The sequence below is a fragment of the Sphingomonas sp. Leaf37 genome, assembly GCF_920939475.1.
GTDB lineage: Bacteria > Pseudomonadota > Alphaproteobacteria > Sphingomonadales > Sphingomonadaceae > Sphingomonas.
Window position 1 is genome coordinate 600,723 of the sequence record NZ_CAKLAX010000002.1, and the last position, 17,040, is coordinate 617,762.

The 17,040-nt window shown below is 65.9% G+C and carries 14 protein-coding genes; 12 read left to right on the plus strand and 2 right to left on the minus strand.

The genetic code is table 11. The annotated features are described in order from the left end of the window. The first annotated feature begins 44 nt into the window (after positions 1-44). The 8 genes from LRA87_RS08280 to LRA87_RS08315 all read left to right on the plus strand — a co-directional run bounded on the left by LRA87_RS08280 (position 45) and on the right by LRA87_RS08315 (position 12,126). Positions 45-2,099, plus strand: a complete 2,055-nt coding sequence (locus LRA87_RS08280; RefSeq protein ID WP_230630889.1) for a M13 family metallopeptidase — start codon at positions 45-47, stop codon at positions 2,097-2,099. A 251-nt stretch (positions 2,100-2,350) separates the two neighbouring features. Continuing rightward, a complete protein-coding gene (locus LRA87_RS08285) occupies positions 2,351-4,375 on the plus strand; it encodes a M13 family metallopeptidase (protein WP_230630890.1) in 2,025 nt (674 codons plus the stop codon). A 173-nt stretch (positions 4,376-4,548) separates the two neighbouring features. Next, positions 4,549-6,933, plus strand: coding sequence for a hybrid sensor histidine kinase/response regulator (locus LRA87_RS08290; protein ID WP_230630891.1), 2,385 nt, complete (start codon positions 4,549-4,551; stop codon positions 6,931-6,933). Positions 6,934-7,037: 104 nt separating this feature from the next. Beyond that, positions 7,038-7,388, plus strand: coding sequence for a response regulator (locus tag LRA87_RS08295; RefSeq protein WP_230630892.1), 351 nt, complete (start codon positions 7,038-7,040; stop codon positions 7,386-7,388). A 59-nt stretch (positions 7,389-7,447) separates the two neighbouring features. Next, positions 7,448-9,166, plus strand: coding sequence for a dihydroxy-acid dehydratase (gene ilvD, locus LRA87_RS08300; protein ID WP_230630893.1), 1,719 nt, complete (start codon positions 7,448-7,450; stop codon positions 9,164-9,166). Continuing rightward, positions 9,153-9,557, plus strand: coding sequence for a hypothetical protein (locus LRA87_RS08305; RefSeq protein WP_230630894.1), 405 nt, complete (start codon positions 9,153-9,155; stop codon positions 9,555-9,557). The genes ilvD and LRA87_RS08305 overlap by 14 nt, the downstream gene beginning before the upstream one ends. Further along, complete coding sequence (locus LRA87_RS08310; protein WP_230630895.1) at positions 9,554-10,942, plus strand: NAD(P)H-hydrate dehydratase; 1,389 nt, start codon at positions 9,554-9,556, stop codon at positions 10,940-10,942. The genes LRA87_RS08305 and LRA87_RS08310 overlap by 4 nt, the downstream gene beginning before the upstream one ends. Continuing rightward, positions 10,939-12,126, plus strand: a complete 1,188-nt coding sequence (locus LRA87_RS08315) for a class I SAM-dependent RNA methyltransferase (RefSeq protein ID WP_230630896.1) — start codon at positions 10,939-10,941, stop codon at positions 12,124-12,126. Before LRA87_RS08310 ends, LRA87_RS08315 begins: the two co-directional genes overlap by 4 nt. A 12-nt stretch (positions 12,127-12,138) precedes the next feature. On the opposite strand, the gene truA is transcribed toward LRA87_RS08315, so the two are convergent. Next, positions 12,139-12,882: a tRNA pseudouridine(38-40) synthase TruA gene (truA, locus tag LRA87_RS08320; protein ID WP_230630897.1), complete on the minus strand. Its 744-nt coding sequence runs from the start codon at positions 12,880-12,882 to the stop codon at positions 12,139-12,141. Then, entirely contained in the window at positions 12,879-13,790 is a 912-nt protein-coding gene (gene fmt, locus LRA87_RS08325) for a methionyl-tRNA formyltransferase (RefSeq protein WP_230630898.1), read from the minus strand. Before fmt ends, truA begins: the two co-directional genes overlap by 4 nt. Positions 13,791-13,844: 54 nt before the next feature. Here fmt and recR point away from each other — a divergent pair, with 54 nt between their 5' ends. The 4 genes from recR (at position 13,845) to LRA87_RS08345 (ending at position 16,929) form a co-directional block, all read left to right on the plus strand. Next, entirely contained in the window at positions 13,845-14,441 is a 597-nt protein-coding gene (recR, locus tag LRA87_RS08330; RefSeq protein WP_230630899.1) for a recombination mediator RecR, read from the plus strand. A gap of 48 nt (positions 14,442-14,489) precedes the next feature. Further along, on the plus strand, positions 14,490-15,011 hold the full coding sequence (gene def / locus LRA87_RS08335; RefSeq protein WP_230630900.1) for a peptide deformylase: 522 nt from the start codon (positions 14,490-14,492) through the stop codon (positions 15,009-15,011). 230 nt (positions 15,012-15,241) lie between these two features. Further along, positions 15,242-16,687, plus strand: coding sequence for a DNA recombination protein RmuC (gene rmuC, locus LRA87_RS08340; RefSeq protein WP_230630901.1), 1,446 nt, complete (start codon positions 15,242-15,244; stop codon positions 16,685-16,687). A gap of 20 nt (positions 16,688-16,707) precedes the next feature. Next, positions 16,708-16,929 (plus strand): hypothetical protein, encoded by a 222-nt coding sequence (locus LRA87_RS08345; protein WP_230630902.1) that lies wholly within the window; start codon positions 16,708-16,710, stop codon positions 16,927-16,929. Positions 16,930-17,040 lie beyond the last annotated feature (111 nt).

Below are 17,040 nucleotides of genomic sequence, written 5' to 3' on the forward strand. Positions count from 1 at the left end.
ATTACAACACTGCGCATCAAGAGTCGTTTTCCCAAGGATACTCGATGCGCAATACGGTTATCGCCGCTCTTCTGCTCGCCTCCGCCGCAACCGGCGCCGTCTACGCCCAGACCGCAGCCACGACGGCCGCGCCGGTCCCCGGCAAGCCGCAGCTCGGTGACTTCGGTGTCGATCTGACCGCGATGGACAAGGCTGTCCTGCCCGGCAACGACTTCTACAATTACGTCAACGGCGCGTGGATGGCCCGCACCGAGATTCCTGCCGACCGTTCCAGCTGGGGCGGCTTCGCGATCCTGCGCAACCTGTCCGACGAACGGACCCGCGCGGTGATCGAAGGCTCGGCCGCCAATCCCGGCGGCGATCCGGTGTCGGCCAAGATCGGCGATACCTATGCCAGCTTCATGGACGTCGCCAAGATCGAGGCTGCCGGCGCCGCGCCGCTGAAGCCGTATCTTGCCAAGATCGCTGCGATCAACACGCAGGCCGATCTCGCCATGGCGTTCGGCGAAGCGACGATGCACGGCATCGACGTGCCGATCGGCGCCGGCGTGCAGCAGGACCTGAAGGACAACACCGTTTACGCCGTCTATCTCGGCCAGGGCGGCATCGGCCTGCCGGACCGCGATTACTTCCTGAAGGACGATCCCAAGTTCGCCGAGGCGCGCACCAAGTACGTCGCCTACATCGCCGACATGCTGCGCATGGCCGGCCAGCCTGACCCACAGGGCGCGGCACAGCGCATCTTCGACCTCGAGAAGAGCATCGCGCAGGTGCACTGGGAGCGCGCCGAACTGCGTCAGGTCGAAAAGGGCTACAACCCGATGGAGGTGGCGCAGCTCGCCACCGCGATGCCGGGCTTCGACTGGAAGGCGATGCTCGCCGCACAGGGCCTCGGCGCGCAGACGCGCGTGATCGTCGGCCAGCCTTCGGCGCTGACCGCGACCGCCAAGATCGTCGCCGCCACGCCGCTGCCGGTGTGGAAGGAATATCTGGCGTTCCACACCATCTCGAACGCCGCACCGTTGCTGTCGTCGAACTTCGTCAACACGCAGTTCGCGTTCTACGGCACGACCCTGTCGGGGACGCCGCAGCTGAAGGAGCGCTGGAAGCGCGGCGTCGACCTCGTCAACGGCAGTCTGGGTGAGGCGGTCGGCCAGGTCTACGTTCAGAAGTATTTTCCGCCCGAGGCCAAGGCGAAGGCCGACGAACTGGTCCGCAACCTGATCAGCGCGATGGATGCCCGTCTCGCCAAGCTGGAATGGATGGCACCCGAGACCAAGGTGAAGGCGCGCGCCAAGCTGGCGGCGTTCACGCCGAAGATCGGCTACCCCGACAAGTTCCGCGACTATACCAACCTGCGCGTGGTGAAGGGCGACGTGCTCGGCAACGCCGACCGCGTCGCGGAGTTCGAATACAAGCGTCAGCTCGACAAGATCGGCAAGCCGGTCGATCGCGCCGAATGGTTCATGACCCCGCAGACGGTCAACGCCTACGCCAACCCGCTGATGAACGAGGTCGTGTTCCCGGCCGCGATCCTCCAGCCGCCGTTCTTCGATCCCAACGCCGATCCGGCCGTCAACTATGGCGCGATCGGCGCGGTGATCGGCCACGAGCTTTCGCACCACTTCGACGATCAGGGTCGCAAGTTCGATCCGAAGGGCAATTTCGCCGACTGGTGGACGGCAGAGGACGTCAAGCGCTTCGGCGCGCTGACCGACAAGGTCGTCGCGCAATACGGCGCCTACGAACCGATCCCCGGCAGCAAGGTCAACGGCCAGCTGACGCTGGGCGAGAACATGGCCGACCTCGCCGGCATCAACGTCGCCTACGACGCCTACAAACTGTCGCTGAAGGGCAAGAAAGCACCTGTGCTGAACGGCTTCACCGGCGATCAGCGCTTCTTCATGGGCTTCGGACAGGTCTGGCAGACCAAGGCGCGCGAGGCGGCGATCAAGAACCAGCTGACCACCGATCCGCACACGCCGGGCCAGTGGCGCGCCTATGTCGTCCGCAATATGGACGCCTGGTATCCGGCGTTCGACGTGAAGCCGGGCCAGAAATATTATCTCGCGCCCGCCGACCGCATCAAGATCTGGTAAGCCTCGGCTGTCTGTGAACCTTTGGCTGTCCCACATCCTCCGTCACCCCGGACTGGTTCCGGGGTCCACTTCGCGGATGGGGGAGGCGTTCGCGGCTCCAGCTTTTCCTTCGCGGACCAGTGGACCCCGGAGCAAGTCCGGGGTGACGGTGGAAAGCTCGGAAGCGTCGCAGCCCACTTAGAAGTTTGAATAATCTCACCGCCGTCCGCCTTGACCGGCGGGCGGCGGTTTTCGTTTCGTCTGGAGTAGCCATGAAAACCATCCTCATCGCCGGTCTGCTCGGCGCGTCGGCGCTCGCCGGCATCGTCCACGCCCAAACCGCGCCCGCACCAGCCACGACCGCCGGCAAGCCCGAACTGGGCACCTATGGCTTCGACGAGGCGGGGATGAACCGTGCCGCCGCACCGGGCGACGACTTCTACGACTATGCCAACGGCGCCTGGGCGAAGAGCACCGCCATCCCCTCCGACAAATCGAGCTTCGGCGCTTTCGACGTGCTCGCCGACCGTTCGCGCGACCGTACCCGCGGCATCCTCGAAGCGGCCGCCAAGGACAAGGGTTCGAAGATCGGCACTGCCTACGCAACCTATCTCGACACGACGGAAATCGAGAAGAAGGGCCTCGCGCCGATCAAACCGTGGATGACGCAGATCAAATCGGCAACCAAGGCAAGTTACGCGGCGCTGATCGCCAAGGCCGCGCGTCAGGGCGTCGGCACGCCCTTCGGCACCGGCGTCGGCCAGGACGCGAAAAATCCGGAGGTGTACATCGTCGGCGTCCGCCAGTCCGGCCTCGGTCTGCCCGATCGCGATTATTACCTCGAAGCCAAGAACGCCAAGGAGAAGGCAGGCTACGAGGCGCATGTCGCCAGGATGTTCACTCTGGCCGGCGAGCCGAACGCCGCCGCACGCGCCAAGGCGCTCATCGATTTCGAAACCCGGATCGCGCAGGTCAGCTGGACCCGCATCGACAGCCGCGACGCCAACAAGACGTACAACAAGATGACCGTCGCCGATCTGACGCGCGCCGCGCCGGGCTTCGACTTCGTCACCTATCTGAAGGGGCTCGGCACCCCCGTCGACAGCCTCAACGTCAGCCAGCCGTCCGCGATCACCGGGATTGCCGCGCTGATCGCGCAGGCACCAATCGGCGTGTTGCAGGACCAGTTGCTGATCCGCAGCCTCGACAATTATGCCGACGTGCTGCCTGCCGCCTTCGATCAGGAGCAATTCGCCTTCTATGGTACGCTCCTGTCAGGCACGCCGCAGCAGGAGGAGCGCTGGAAGCGCGCGGTCGGCTTCACCAGCGGCGCGCTGTCCGACGAGGTCAGCAAGGTCTATGTCGCGCAATATTTCCCGCCCGAAACGAAGGCGGCAGCGGACACGCTCGTCAAGAACGTGCTCGCCGCGATGGGAACGCGCATCGACAAGCTCGACTGGATGGCGCCCGAAACCAAGGTGAAGGCGCATGCCAAGCTCGCGGCCTTCACCCCGAAGATCGGCTATCCCGACCGCTGGCGCGACTATTCCGCGCTGAAGATCGTCGCCGGCGATGCGTTCGGCAACGAACGGCGCGCGGCGGAATGGCGCTACAACTACAACATCGGTCATCTCGGCAAACCGTTGCAGCGCTGGGAATGGGGCATGACCCCGATGACGGTGAACGCCTATGCCAATTTCGGCATGGTCGAGATCGTCTTCCCCGCCGCGATCCTGCAGCCGCCGTTCTTCGATCCCAATGCCGATCCGGCGGTGAACTATGGCGGCATCGGCGCGGTGATCGGACACGAACTCAGCCATCATTTCGACGATCAGGGCTCGAAATACGACGCCAAGGGGCAGTTGACCGACTGGTGGACGCCGCAGGATGTCGAGCGGTTCAAGGCACTGACCGGCAAGCTCGTCGCGCAATATGACGCGTACGAACCGCTGCCCGGTCTGCACGTGAAGGGTGCGCTGACGCTCGGTGAGAACACCGCGGACCTCGCCGGCCTGTCGGTGGCCTATGATGCCTACAAGAAGTCGCTGAACGGCAAGGAGGCACCGGTGATCGGCGGCATGACCGGCGATCAACGCTTCTACCTCGGCTGGGCGCAGGTGTGGCGTCGCAACTACCGCGAGGCCAACCTCAAGCAGCGGCTGATGACCGATCCGCACAGCCCCTCGCAACAGCGCACCTGGGTCGTCCGCAATCTCGATCCCTGGTATCCGGCCTTCAAGCCGGCGCCCACCGGGAAGCTGGTACTGACGCCCGAACAGCGCGTCCGGATCTGGTAGACGTCATCCCTCCCTCGCTCCGGCGGGGGAGGGACTGTCATTGACCTCAAGCGGACATTGCCAAGGTCGAGCCGCACTCGACGCACGGTTACGTCTTCACGTCTCTTCTCCCTGGGCCCAGCCAAACCAATCGCTTGACGCCGCCCGTCACATCCCGCGATGACATCGCCGACATGGCGTCCCACCCGATCCCCGCAGGCCTTGATCCCACCCGCGCTGCCGCCGTGGTCGCGGGTATAGCCACGCTCGCCGCCGCCGGTCTCGTGCTACTCCTCGTCGGCAGCGTCGCTGCCGCCGCCGGATTCGCAGCGATCGGCATCATCGCAGGTGGGGCCGTCGTCGCGTGGCGCCTGCTTTCCTCGCCGTCGGTGCGTGATCAGCAATCGGTCGATTGGGAATTTACGCGCACCGTCGCGCAAGCGAGCGGGGACGCCGTGGCGATCACCGACCGCGCCGGCCGTCTTGTCTGCGCGAACGACGCCTACGAGACGTTGTTTGCCGGCTTTCCGACGCCGCCCGGATTGCCCCTGGGTGGCGATGGCGTCGCCCAACTCGGCAATGCGGGCCGGATCGCATGGCGGGACGGTTCGGCGGACGTTTCAGGCATGCATGTCGGGGCGCACCGCATTCGCGCGCACATCACCCGCTCCGGCGACGAAGGCGACATGCTCGTCTGGCGCTTCGTCGTCCTTCAGAAGCACGACGTCGTTGCCTCGACCGAGACGCTCATCGGCGGCGCGACCGGGGATCGCCTTGGTGGTGCAGGCGTGATGGCCGCGCTGATAGGCCCCGACGGTCGGGTCCGCGCCGCCAACCGCGTGCTCACCCAGCGGGCACTCGGCGGAATCGGCGCGATCGAGGGGCGGGATTTCGCCCGCCTGCTCATCACCGACAGCCGTGGACTCGTCCGCTTCGAACGTGAAGGGCTCGACGGTACACCGCTCCGCGTCCTCCAGATCCCGTTCATGGAGGCGGAGGATGCCCCGGTGCTCGTCGCGCTGCTCGACGACGAGGATACTGCTCCCGCGATCGGCGCGAGCGCCTCCGCTCATGTCCGCAGCCTTGTCAGCCTGATGCCGTTCGGCATGGCACTGGTCGATCGCGAAGGGCGCTTCCTCCAGATGAACGACGCCTTCATCCGTGCCGCCGGCGTCGATCCGCACGCACCTCCGCTCTACCCCGGAGACCTCGTCGTGCGCGAGGACAAGACTGCGGTTGCCGACGCCATTCGACGCTTCGCCGGCGGCGCGACGCACTCGTCGGACATGGCCGTCCGGCTGAAGAGCCACCCGGAAGAACCCGTCGCTCTGACCATTGCCGGTGCCCGGGGATTGGGCGACGCCGCGGTGCTGCTCAGCCTGAAGGACAATAGCGAGGAAAGCCGTTTGAAGCGTGAGGTCGCGCAGGCGACGAAGATGCAGGCGGTCGGTCAGCTGGCCGGCGGCGTCGCCCACGACTTCAACAACATCCTCACCGCCATCATCGGGCATTGCGACCTGATGATGATGCGCCATTCACCTGGCGACAGCGACTATGACGACATCCAGCAGATCCGTACAAATTCCAACCGCGCCGCCAGCTTGACCCGTCAGCTGCTGGCGTTCAGCCGTCAGCAAACCCTGCGCCCCCAGACCCTGCAATTGCCCGATGTGGTTGCCGAGGTTTCCAATCTCCTCAAGCGGCTCATGGGCGAACAGATCACGCTCGACGTCACGCACGGCCGCAATCTTGGCGCAGTACGCGCCGATCCGGGCCAGCTGGAGCAGGTGGTCGTCAACCTCGCCGTCAATGCCCGCGACGCGATGCTCTCGCACAATCCACGCGGCGGCGGCACGCTCACGATCCAGACCAAGGCGGTGACCGCAGCGGAGGTTCGTGCGATGGCGTCCGACATACTGCCGGTCGCGGATTACACCGCACTCGTCGTCAGTGATACCGGTGCAGGCATCCCGCCCGAAATTCTGCCGAAGATCTTCGAACCCTTCTTCACCACCAAGGAAGTGGGGAAGGGCACGGGCCTGGGCCTGTCGACCGTCTATGGCATCGTCAAACAATCGGGCGGCTGGATCTTCGCCGAATCAAAGCCGGGTCAGGGCGCAACCTTTACGATGTATCTGCCCGTCCATGCCGCCGGCACGGTCACCCGCACGCCCGTTCCGACCCGGGCACCCGCGAAGCCGGTCGAGATGTGGGGCACCGGCACCATCCTGCTGGTCGAGGACGAAGACATGGTTCGGGCCGTTGCCGAACGCGCGCTGACCCGACAGGGATACACCGTAATGACCGCCGAAAATGGAGAAGCTGCACTCGATCTGCTCGACAAGAACGGCCGACCGGATCTGCTCATCAGCGACGTGGTCATGCCGACGATGGATGGCCCGACGATGGTCCGCCATGCGCGCGATCGCTACCCGGACCTGCCGATCATTTTCATGTCCGGCTATGCCGAGGAGCAATTGCGCAAGTCGATCGACCTCGACAACGTCGCCTTCCTGCCAAAACCGTTCAGCGTGCAACAACTGGCAGAAGCGGCAAGGGACGTGCTGGCCGCCACGTGATTCCTTCCCAGCATCGCAAGGGGGTGGAGGGGCAGGTTTCGTCCCGGGCTGCTCTTGCAAACAACATGTTGGCATTGCGCAACAACCGCGGGTAAGGACCATGCATGCCTTCCCCCATGCAGATCCTCATCGTCGAGGATGAACCGCTCATCGCGATGATGCTCGAGGATTTCCTCGAGGTTCTGGACAAGACCGCCGTCGGCACCGTCGATAGTGTCGCTAGCGCACTTGCACGCGTTGAAGGCGGCGGCATCGACGCCGCCATCCTCGACGTCAACCTGCGGGGCGGCGAGAAGAGCACGCCCGTCGCCGAAGCGCTCGCCGCACGCGACATTCCGTTCGTATTCGCCACCGGCGGCAGTGACGATAGCGTGGATGCCCAGTTCCGCGACCGCCCCGTGTTGCAGAAGCCTTTCACCATGGACGGCGTCGCGAAGGCTCTGGACGCGCTCTGAGCTAATTTTAGCGTAACAGACTTGCGTCGCGGGCTGGCTCGACGCAATAGCCTGTCGCCATGACCCAGTTCGACAAGACCCGTTTGCCGAGCCGCCACGTCTCGGTAGGACCAGAGCGCGCCCCGCATCGCAGCTATTATTACGCGATGGGGATCGCTGAAGAGGATATCGCCAAGCCCTTCGTCGCGCTGGCCAGTGCCGGCAACAATTCGGCGCCGTGCAATACGACGCTCGACGCGCAGGCCGATGCCGCGCAGGCCGGCGTCATCAACGGCGGCGGCATGCCGCGCCGGTTCAACACGATCACCGTCACCGACGGCATCGCGATGGGCCATCAGGGCATGAAAGCCTCGCTGGTCAGCCGTGAGGTGATCGCCGATTCGGTCGAGCTGTCCGTCCGCGGCCATTGCTACGACGCGCTCGTCGGTTTCGCCGGCTGCGACAAGTCGCTCCCCGGCATGATGATGGCGATGCTGCGCCTCAACATCCCGTCGATCTTCGTTTATGGCGGATCGATCCTGCCCGGCCGTTTTCAGAACCGCGACGTCACCGTCGTCGACGTGTTCGAAGTCGTCGGCAAATACGCCGCCGGCGCCTGTCCGCTGTCGGAAGTGCACGAGCTGGAAAAGGTCGCCTGCCCCGGTCACGGCGCATGCGGCGGCCAGTTCACCGCCAATACCATGGCCTGCGTCGGCGAGGCGATCGGGCTCAGCCTGCCGAACAGCAACATGGTTCCCGCACCCTACACCACGCGCGAACAGATCGCCGTCGCCGCCGGTGCGCAGGTGATGGAACTGGTCGCGAAACAGCTCCGTCCCCGCGACATCTGCACGCGCGAAGCCTTCATCAACGCCGCCCGCGTCGTCGCAGCCACCGGCGGATCGACCAATGCCGCGCTCCACCTGCCCGCGATGGCCAGCGAGGCAGGCATCGACTTCGACCTGTTCGACGTTGCCGAAGCGTTCAAGTCGACGCCCTATATCGCCGACCTCAAGCCCGGCGGGCAATATGTCGCCAAGGACATGTACGAGGCCGGCGGCGTCTACATGCTGATGAAGACGATGCTGAACGGCGGCCTGCTCGACGGCAATTGCATGACGGTCACGGGCAGGACTTTGGGCGAGAACATCGATCAGGTGACGTGGAACCCGGACCAAAAGGTCATCTACGACGTCAATACCCCGCTGAGCCCGACCGGCGGCGTCGTCGGCCTGCGTGGCAGCCTCGCTCCCGATGGCGCGATCGTGAAGGTCGCCGGCATGCACCGCCTCCAGTTCGAAGGGCCGGCGCGCGTTTTCGATTGTGAGGAGGATTGCTTCGCCGCGGTCGAGGCGCGCAGCATCAACGAAGGTGAAGTCCTCGTCATCCGCTACGAGGGGCCGAAGGGCGGCCCCGGCATGCGCGAGATGCTGTCGACCACCGCCGCGCTCTACGGCCTTGGCATGGGCGAAAAGGTCGCGCTCATCACCGACGGTCGCTTTTCCGGGGCCACCCGCGGTTTCTGCATCGGCCACGTCGGCCCCGAGGCCGCCGAGGGCGGTCCGATCGCGCTGGTCGAGGACGGCGACACGATCCGTATCGATGCCGAGGCCGGCACCATCGACCTCGTCGTCGAGGACGCCACGCTCGTGGCTCGCCGTGCCGCATGGCAACCGCGGGTGAACGATTACGGCTCGGGCGCATTGTGGCGCTATGCGCAGAACGTCGGTCCCGCATGGCAAGGCGCCGTTACCCACCCCGGCGCGAAAGCCGAAACCCACGTCTATGCGGATATTTGATCGCGGACTGGCGGCAGGAGCGTTGCTGCTCCTCGCCGGATGCGGAAATCCCGCGACACAGACCGCGAACACCAACGTCCTCGCGCAGGCAGAGGCACAACAGGCGAAGGCCGCCGAGGATGACGGCAACATTCTTTGCGCCCGGGGTCAGGGCGCTTTGCAGCGCACTTGCACGATCGAACAGGCGCAAGGCCGGCAGGGCCTGATCCTCACCCTGCGGCATTCCGACGGCGGGTTCCACCGCCTGTTGGTTACCAGGGACGGTCGCGGCGTCATCGCCGCCGATGGCGCGGAGGCGGCACAGGTCACCATTCCCGACGCCGGGTCGATCGACGTATCGATCGGCGGTAGCCGCTATCGCCTGCCCGCGACGATCAAGAGCGGCGGGTGATTTCCGTTCACGGCCAGCCCATCCTGACGACAGCCGGAATGCGCGCTGCCGAGAACGCCGCCATCGCCGCGGGCACCTCGGCCGAAACGCTTATGAACCGGGCGGGACAAGGGATCGCACAATCCGCCCGACGCCTCGCCGCGGGAGCCGACGTCCTGATCCTCTGCGGCCCCGGCAATAATGGCGGCGACGGCTATGTCGCCGCGGCGGCGCTGCACGCCGCCGGCGTTCCGGTTCGCGTAGCGGCAAACGCTGAATCGAAAACCGAAATCGCCCGCGGTGCGCGTAGCCGCTGGACCGGCATTATCGAGCCGCTCGACCAGACCCGCCCAGCCCCGATCTTGATCGACTGTGTCTTCGGCAGCGGCCTCACACGTCCCCTCGCGCCCGACCTCGATGCCGCCCTCGCACGTGTCGCCCGGGCGGCGCGCATCGTGATCGCGGCGGATCTTCCGAGCGGCACGAATGCCGACACTGCGGAAGCCCCCGTCTGGGCAAGACAAACCCCCGCCACCGTGACGCTCGCTCTCGGCGCGCCAAAGCCGGCCCATGTCCTCCACCCCGCCGCGGCGGCATGCGGTGCCATCCGCCTCATCGACCTCGGCATCGATCGCCCGGATGGCGTCACCATCGCTGCAAGACCCGATCTTCCGCAGCCTGGCCCAGAATCGCACAAATACACTCGCGGTATGGTTGCCATCGTCGCCGGCGCGATGGAGGGCGCCGCCCGCCTCGCCGCGGTCGCCGCACTGCGCAGCGGCGCCGGCTACGTGGCGCTCTACGGCGGCACCGGACAGGGTAGCCCGGACGCGATCGTTCATCGCCCCTACGATCCCGAAGCACTGGCCGACACGCGTATCGGCGCGATCCTCATCGGCCCGGGGCTCGGTCGCGACGATCGGGCCCGTACCCGTCTGGCCGCCCTGATCGAAGCCGACGGTCACCCGATCGTCATCGATGGCGACGCGCTCCACCTCCTCGACCCCGACGCGCTGAGGGCGCGTAAGAACGCTGTCATCCTCACTCCCCACGCAGGCGAGTTCAACGCCCTGTTCGGCACCCCCGAAGGCTCGTTGCTCGATCACGCCCGCATCGCTGCAACCCGCGCCAATGCGATCGTGGTGTTGAAAGGCCCCACCACGATCGTCGCCAGCGCGACCCGAACGATCGTCCACCCTGGCGGCAATCCGTGGCTTTCCACCGCCGGCACCGGCGACGTTCTCGCCGGCACGATCGCGGCACAGCTCGCTTATCCGAACGCCGATCCGCTCACCGCCGCCAGCGCTGGCACATGGCTCCACGCCCGCGCCGCGGCGTTTTGCGGCAACAGCTTCATCGCCGACGACTTGGCAAACGCGCTCACCCCCGCCAGAGCCAGCGCATGACATCCGACAACATGATCCTGCGCGTCGCCGCCCGCGGCGATGGCGTCACCGGGGACGGTCGTCACGCCGCCTTCGCCGCGCCCGGCGACCTGCTGGGCGACGATGGCACGCTGACGTTTGGTCCACATCACCAGGTTGCACCGTGCCGCCACTTCCCCGAATGCGGCGGTTGCCAGCTCCAGCACCTCGACGACGAAGCCTATGCCGCCTTCGTCACCGATCGCGTCGCCAGCGCGCTCGACGGGCAGGATCTGACCGCAACACTGCGCCCGCCGCTCGTTTCACCACCGAACACCCGCCGTCGCGCTACGCTGCACGCGGAAGGGAAGGGCGGTCGCGTCACGCTCGGCTTCAACGCCGAAAAGAGCCATGACATTGTCGACATGCGCGAATGCCACGTTCTCGCGCCCGAACTGTTCGCCGTCGTCGCGCCCCTGAGAGCGCTTTTGCAAAAACTCGGCTTCAAACGCCGCGGTGACGTGCACCTGACGCTGTCCGACCAGGGCCCGGACGTGATGGTCACCAACCTGACCGCCGACGGCCTCGCTGCTGCGGAGAAGATAACCGACTACTGCGAACGTCACGGCATCGCGCGCTTCACGCTCGACAGCGGCGACGGTCCGGAGTCACGCTGGGAACCGCAGCCGGTGACGATCACGCTCGGCGGTATCCCGGTCCCGCTGCCGCCGGCATCCTTTCTGCAGGCGACGCAGGAAGGCGAGGACGCGCTTGTCGCCGCGATGCGGGAAGCGACCAGGGGCGCGGCCACGATCGCCGACCTGTTCGCCGGCCTCGGCACCTTCACTCTCGCACTTCCCGCGCGTGTCTATGCTGCGGAGGGCGCACGCGATGCCGTATTCTCCCTGAAAGCCGCCGCAGGCATCCGCCAGATGCAGGTCTTCACGGAACACCGGGACCTCTACCGTCGTCCGCTGACCGTTCCCGAACTCGACCGTTTCGATGCGATCGTCATCGATCCTCCCCGCGCCGGTGCCCGCGACCAGACCGAAGCGCTCGCCGCTTGCCAGTCGAAGGTGATCGGCTACGTTTCCTGCAATCCCAGCAGCTTCGCCCGTGACGCCAAGCTCCTGATCGAGGGCGGCTGGCGCATCGACTGGATTCAGCCCGTCGGCCAGTTCCGTTGGTCCACCCATGTGGAACTGGCCGCGCGCTTCGTTCGATAGGGCAGCGCCTCCTCAAACGGGGTATGTGGCGGCCACGAAGAACAAGCCATCGGGCGGCGCATTCAGTCCCAGCTGCGCCCGATCCCGCGCGTCCAACGCCTCGGCGACCTGATCCACCGACCAGCGCCCCATACCCACCAACGCCAGACACCCGACCATCGACCGCACCTGATGATGCAGGAACGAGCGCGCAGCGGCCCGCACGGCGATCCGCTCTCCTGACCGCTCGACAGTCAGGACATCCAGCGTTCGGACCGGAGAATCCGCCTGACAATGCGCCGACCGGAACGTCGTGAAATCATGCCGCCCGACGAGCACCGCCGCCGCCGCCGCCATCGCGGCATCATCCAGTGGTTGGGGCACCTGCCATGCCAGTCCGGCCTCCCACGTCAACGGCGCGCGCCGATTGACGATTCGATACTCATAGGCGCGCGCCAGGCACGAAAATCGCGCATGCCAATCGTCCGCCACTACGACGCAGTCGAGGACCGCAACCGGGTTCGGCCGCACCCGCGCGTTCAGCGCTTCCATTAACCGGAATGGCGTGATGGCCCTGACGATATCGACATGCGCCCGCATTCCAAGCCCATGCACGCCCGCATCGGTCCGCCCGGCCGCATGCACCGCCGTCCGCTCGCCGGTCACGAGGAACACCGCCTCTTCCAGTGCCGCCTGCACGCTCGGCCCATGCTTCTGCCGCTGCCAACCCATGAACGGCCGGCCATCATATTCCACCGTCAGCGCGAATCGCGTCAAAGTCGGGTCGCCGATCGTACCGGAAACCCGCGCAACAGGTCGGCCGTGCTGGTCACCCCGCGCCCGGCGCGCTGCACCGACGTCGGTCGGATCGCGCCATCCCCGCATGCGATCGTCAGCCCCGCATCGACGGTCATACCCTCGCCGCCGGGGAAGCTGAACGGCAACACCTCCGCTGCCAGCACCTTCACCCGCTCGCCAGCCACCTCGAACCAGGCTCCGGGGGCGGGGTTCATCGCCCGCACCAGCCGCTCGACCTCTATCGCACTCCGGGTGAAGTCGATCCGCGCCTCCGCCTTGTCGATCTTGCTGGCATAGGTCACGCCCTCGTCCGGTTGCGCTACGGCGGGATGCGCCTCGAGATCGCGCAGCACCTCCACCATCAGCCGTGCGCCCAATGCCGCCAGTTCCCGGGTCAGCGCGCCAGCCGTCTTGCCCTCAACGGCGACACGTCCCTCCAGTCGAACCGGTCCGGTATCGAGTCCCGCTTCCATCTGCATGATGCCGACCCCCGTCTCGGCGTCTCCGGCCAGGATCGCCCGCTGCACCGGCGCCGCGCCACGCCAGCGCGGCAACAGCGATCCATGCACGTTCAGACAGCCATGCACCGGCGCGTCCAGAACGGCCCGCGGCAGGATCAGGCCGTAGGCCGCTACTATTGCCACGTCCGCGTCGAGGTCGGCAAACGCCGCCTGTTCCTCCGCCCCCTTCAGGCTGACCGGGTGCCGAACGGGAATGCCAAGCGCCTCCGCCCGGCTCTGCACCGGAGACGCCACCGTTTCACGCCCGCGTCGCCCGGCCGGCCGCGGCGGCTGGCTGTACGCCGCGACGACATCGTGGCCCGCATCCACCAGCGCCTCCAGCGTCGGCACCGCGAAGTCCGGAGTTCCCATGAAGATGATCCGCATCGCCGCCTTCAACGCGCTGGCGGGCGGGCGCGCAACCCCCTATCTGTTCTGGCTATGGCGTCTCCCGAAATCGAAGCCCTGACCCAGGCGCTGGCACGTCTTCCCGGCCTCGGCCCGCGCTCGGCCCGCCGCGCCGTGCTTCACCTGCTCAAGAAGCGTGACGCCGCGCTTGGTCCATTGCGCGCCGCGCTGGAAGCGGTCGACGAACGGCTTGAGACCTGCGCCACCTGCGGCAACGTCGACACCGCCAACCCGTGCGCGATCTGCGCCGACCCGCGCCGCGACCAGCGCTCGCTCTGCGTGGTCGAGGAAGTCGCCGACTTATGGGCGCTTGAACGCTCGCGTCTGTTCTCTGGCCGGTTCCACGTCCTCGGCGGTCGCCTGTCCGCGCTCGAAGGCGTTCGCCCCGAAGACCTGTCGATCGACGCCCTCGTCACCCGCGTCGAGGCCGGCGGCATCGACGAGGTCGTGCTGGCGATGAACGCTACCCTCGAAGGCCAGACCACGGCGCATTACCTCGCGGAGCGCATCGAACGCTTCCCCGTCCGCGTCACCCAGCTCGCCCATGGCCTGCCGGTGGGGGGAGAACTGGATTACCTCGATGAAGGCACCCTCGCGCAGGCGCTGCGAGCGCGGCGTCCCGTTGCCTGACGCCCCACAATCTTGACGCATCCTGACGACCGACCTAGCTCACCCGTCATGGCAGTCCTCCCTATCGTCGAAGTCCCCGATCCGCGCCTGCGCGTCATCTCCAAGCCCGTCGAGGCGATTACCGACGACACGCGCGCGTTCGTGTCCGACATGATCGACACGATGTACGCCGCCAACGGCATCGGCCTTGCCGCGATACAGGTCGGAATCGACAGCCGCATTCTCGTCATCGATCTGCAGGACGAGAAGGACGAGGACGACAAGCCGATCAAGGCGCCTCACGCCTATATCAACCCCGAAATCCTCTCGGTCAGCGAAGAGACGAGCACGTATAACGAAGGCTGCCTGTCGATCCCCGAGCAATACGCCGACGTCGCCCGTCCCGCCGCCTGCCGCGTTCGCTGGCAGGATGAACAGGGCGCGACGCATGAGGAAGACCTCACCGGGCTGCTCGCCACCTGCATGCAGCACGAGATCGATCACCTGAACGGCGTATTGTTCATCGACCACATCAGCCGCCTCAAGCGCGACATGGTGATGAAGAAGCTGACCAAGATGCGCCGCGGCTGATCCATAGGAAAGCCGCCACACCTCCCCCGTCATCCCCGACGTGTTCCGGGGGCCACTTCGCGGATGGGAGAAAAGCAGGAGGCGTGGGCGGGCTGGTCGTGGACGGGTTGATCCCCGAACACATCCGGGGCGCCGGCCGTGCAGGAACGGGTTCTTGCCAATGGTAAATTTCCCTGTCGCCAACCGCACGTTCGACGTATGTTCCCGCCACAACAAGGGAAACGCAGTCGTTGGACCAGTCTCTCATCATCGCCATTTTGGCCCTCGTCGTCGGCCTCGTCATCGGGTGGCTGCTCGCAAACCGCAAAGCCGCCACGCTGGCCGCCGATCTTGCGGTGGCGCAGAGCAGGGCTGCCGACGCCGACCTGGTCCGCCAGACTCGCGACGCCGTCGAACGTGAACGCAACGACGCGATCCGCGATCTTGCCGCCCTCCGCGCCCAAGCCGAAGACCTCATCGCCACCGCCGAATCACTTCGCATTGAACTGACGACCATCCGCGCCGACCGCGACGCTGCGCGAGCCGACCTAGCCACGCTGAAGGCGCAGCACGAAGCCTTCGAAACCCGCCTAGCCGACATGCGCGAGGCGAAGGATCTGATGGCCACCCAGTTCAACGATCTTGCTAACAAGGCGCTGACCGACGCGCAAAAGGCGTTCCTGGAGCGTGCTGAAGCGCGCTTTCGTCAGTCCGAGGAACTCGCCGGGACCAACCTCAAGTCACTGCTTCAGCCGGTGAACGATCGCCTGCTGCGCTACGAAGAGGGTGTCGCCAAGGTCGAGGCGGAACGCCGCGACGCCTTCGGCGACCTCAAGGGCCAGATCGAACAGATGCGCCTCGGTCAGGAACGCGTCTCCGGCGAAGCCGCCAAGCTCGTCAACGCGCTCCGCAATGCCCCCAAGGCCCGGGGCCGTTGGGGCGAACAGCAATTGCGCAATGTGCTGGAGAGCTGCGGTCTTGCAGAGCACACCGATTTCGCGATGGAAGTCAGCGTGGCCGACGGGGAGGGCGGTCGCCTGCGCCCCGACGCGATCGTCACCATACCAGGCGGCAAGTCGCTGATCATCGATGCCAAGGTATCTCTCAACGCCTATCAGGATGCGTTTGGCGCCGTAGACGAGGCCGATCGTAAGGCCGGTCTCATCGCCCATGCCACATCGATCCGGGCGCATGTCAACGGTCTGTCGGCGAAAAGCTACTGGTCGCAATTTGCCGATACGCCGGATTACGTCATCATGTTCATCCCGGGAGAGCATTTTCTTTCCGCGGCACTCGAACACGACCACGAGATCTGGCAGTTCGCTTTCGACAAGCGGGTTCTTCTGGCGACACCGACCAACCTTGTCGCCATCGCGCGCACTGTCGCTGCGGTCTGGCGTCAGGAAAAGCTCGCCACCGAAGCTCGCGCCATCGGTGTCCTGGGCAAGGAACTCTACGATCGTCTCGCGAAGGCCGGCGAGGACCTTCGCAAGGTCGGCAGCGGCCTCACCACGGCCGTCAACAACTACAACAGCTTCGTCTCCAGCTTCGAAAGCCGGGCGCTGGTTTCGGCGCGCAAGTTCCGCGACCTCAATATCGAACCCGGCGCGCGCGAAATCAGCGTGCTGGAACCGGTCGAGGCGCTCGCACGCTACGGTGACGAGCAGCCGCCACGCCTCTCGGACGCGGCGCAATAGGGGGCGATACGATGCGCGAAATGTATGACGGCGACTTGGTCATGGACCGGGACGGCAGTGTATCGGGCATGATCGCCGGTGATGTGATCGTCCCGTCCGGCCGTGAGGTCCGCATCAGCGGCATGGTGGCCGGCGATGTGATTATCGAGGACGGCGCAATCGTCCACATCAGCGGCATGGTATCCGGACGGATCATCAATCACGGCGGCGAGGTCCGCACATCGGGTGTAATTCGAGGCTAAATCAGACCGAGCTGGCTGCGCTTACATTCGCTCGTCTATCGCAAGAATAGAGATAAACACGGAGAACACACGAGCCGTTCGATGACCTGGGGGCAAACTGGCGGCTCGGAT

Bases quoted from the DNA above. Each gene is read 5' to 3' on its own strand.
- LRA87_RS08280 (WP_230630889.1), top strand. From the start codon at position 45: ATGCGCAATACGGTTATCGCCGCTCTTCTGCTCGCCTCCGCCGCAACC.
- LRA87_RS08285 (WP_230630890.1), top strand. From the start codon at position 2,351: ATGAAAACCATCCTCATCGCCGGTCTGCTCGGCGCGTCGGCGCTCGCC.
- LRA87_RS08290 (WP_230630891.1), top strand. From the start codon at position 4,549: ATGGCGTCCCACCCGATCCCCGCAGGCCTTGATCCCACCCGCGCTGCC.
- LRA87_RS08295 (WP_230630892.1), top strand. From the start codon at position 7,038: ATGCCTTCCCCCATGCAGATCCTCATCGTCGAGGATGAACCGCTCATC.
- ilvD (WP_230630893.1), top strand. From the start codon at position 7,448: ATGACCCAGTTCGACAAGACCCGTTTGCCGAGCCGCCACGTCTCGGTA.
- LRA87_RS08305 (WP_230630894.1), top strand. From the start codon at position 9,153: ATGCGGATATTTGATCGCGGACTGGCGGCAGGAGCGTTGCTGCTCCTC.
- LRA87_RS08315 (WP_230630896.1), top strand. From the start codon at position 10,939: ATGACATCCGACAACATGATCCTGCGCGTCGCCGCCCGCGGCGATGGC.
- fmt (WP_230630898.1), bottom strand. From the start codon at position 13,790: ATGCGGATCATCTTCATGGGAACTCCGGACTTCGCGGTGCCGACGCTG.
- recR (WP_230630899.1), top strand. From the start codon at position 13,845: ATGGCGTCTCCCGAAATCGAAGCCCTGACCCAGGCGCTGGCACGTCTT.
- def (WP_230630900.1), top strand. From the start codon at position 14,490: ATGGCAGTCCTCCCTATCGTCGAAGTCCCCGATCCGCGCCTGCGCGTC.
- LRA87_RS08345 (WP_230630902.1), top strand. From the start codon at position 16,708: ATGTATGACGGCGACTTGGTCATGGACCGGGACGGCAGTGTATCGGGC.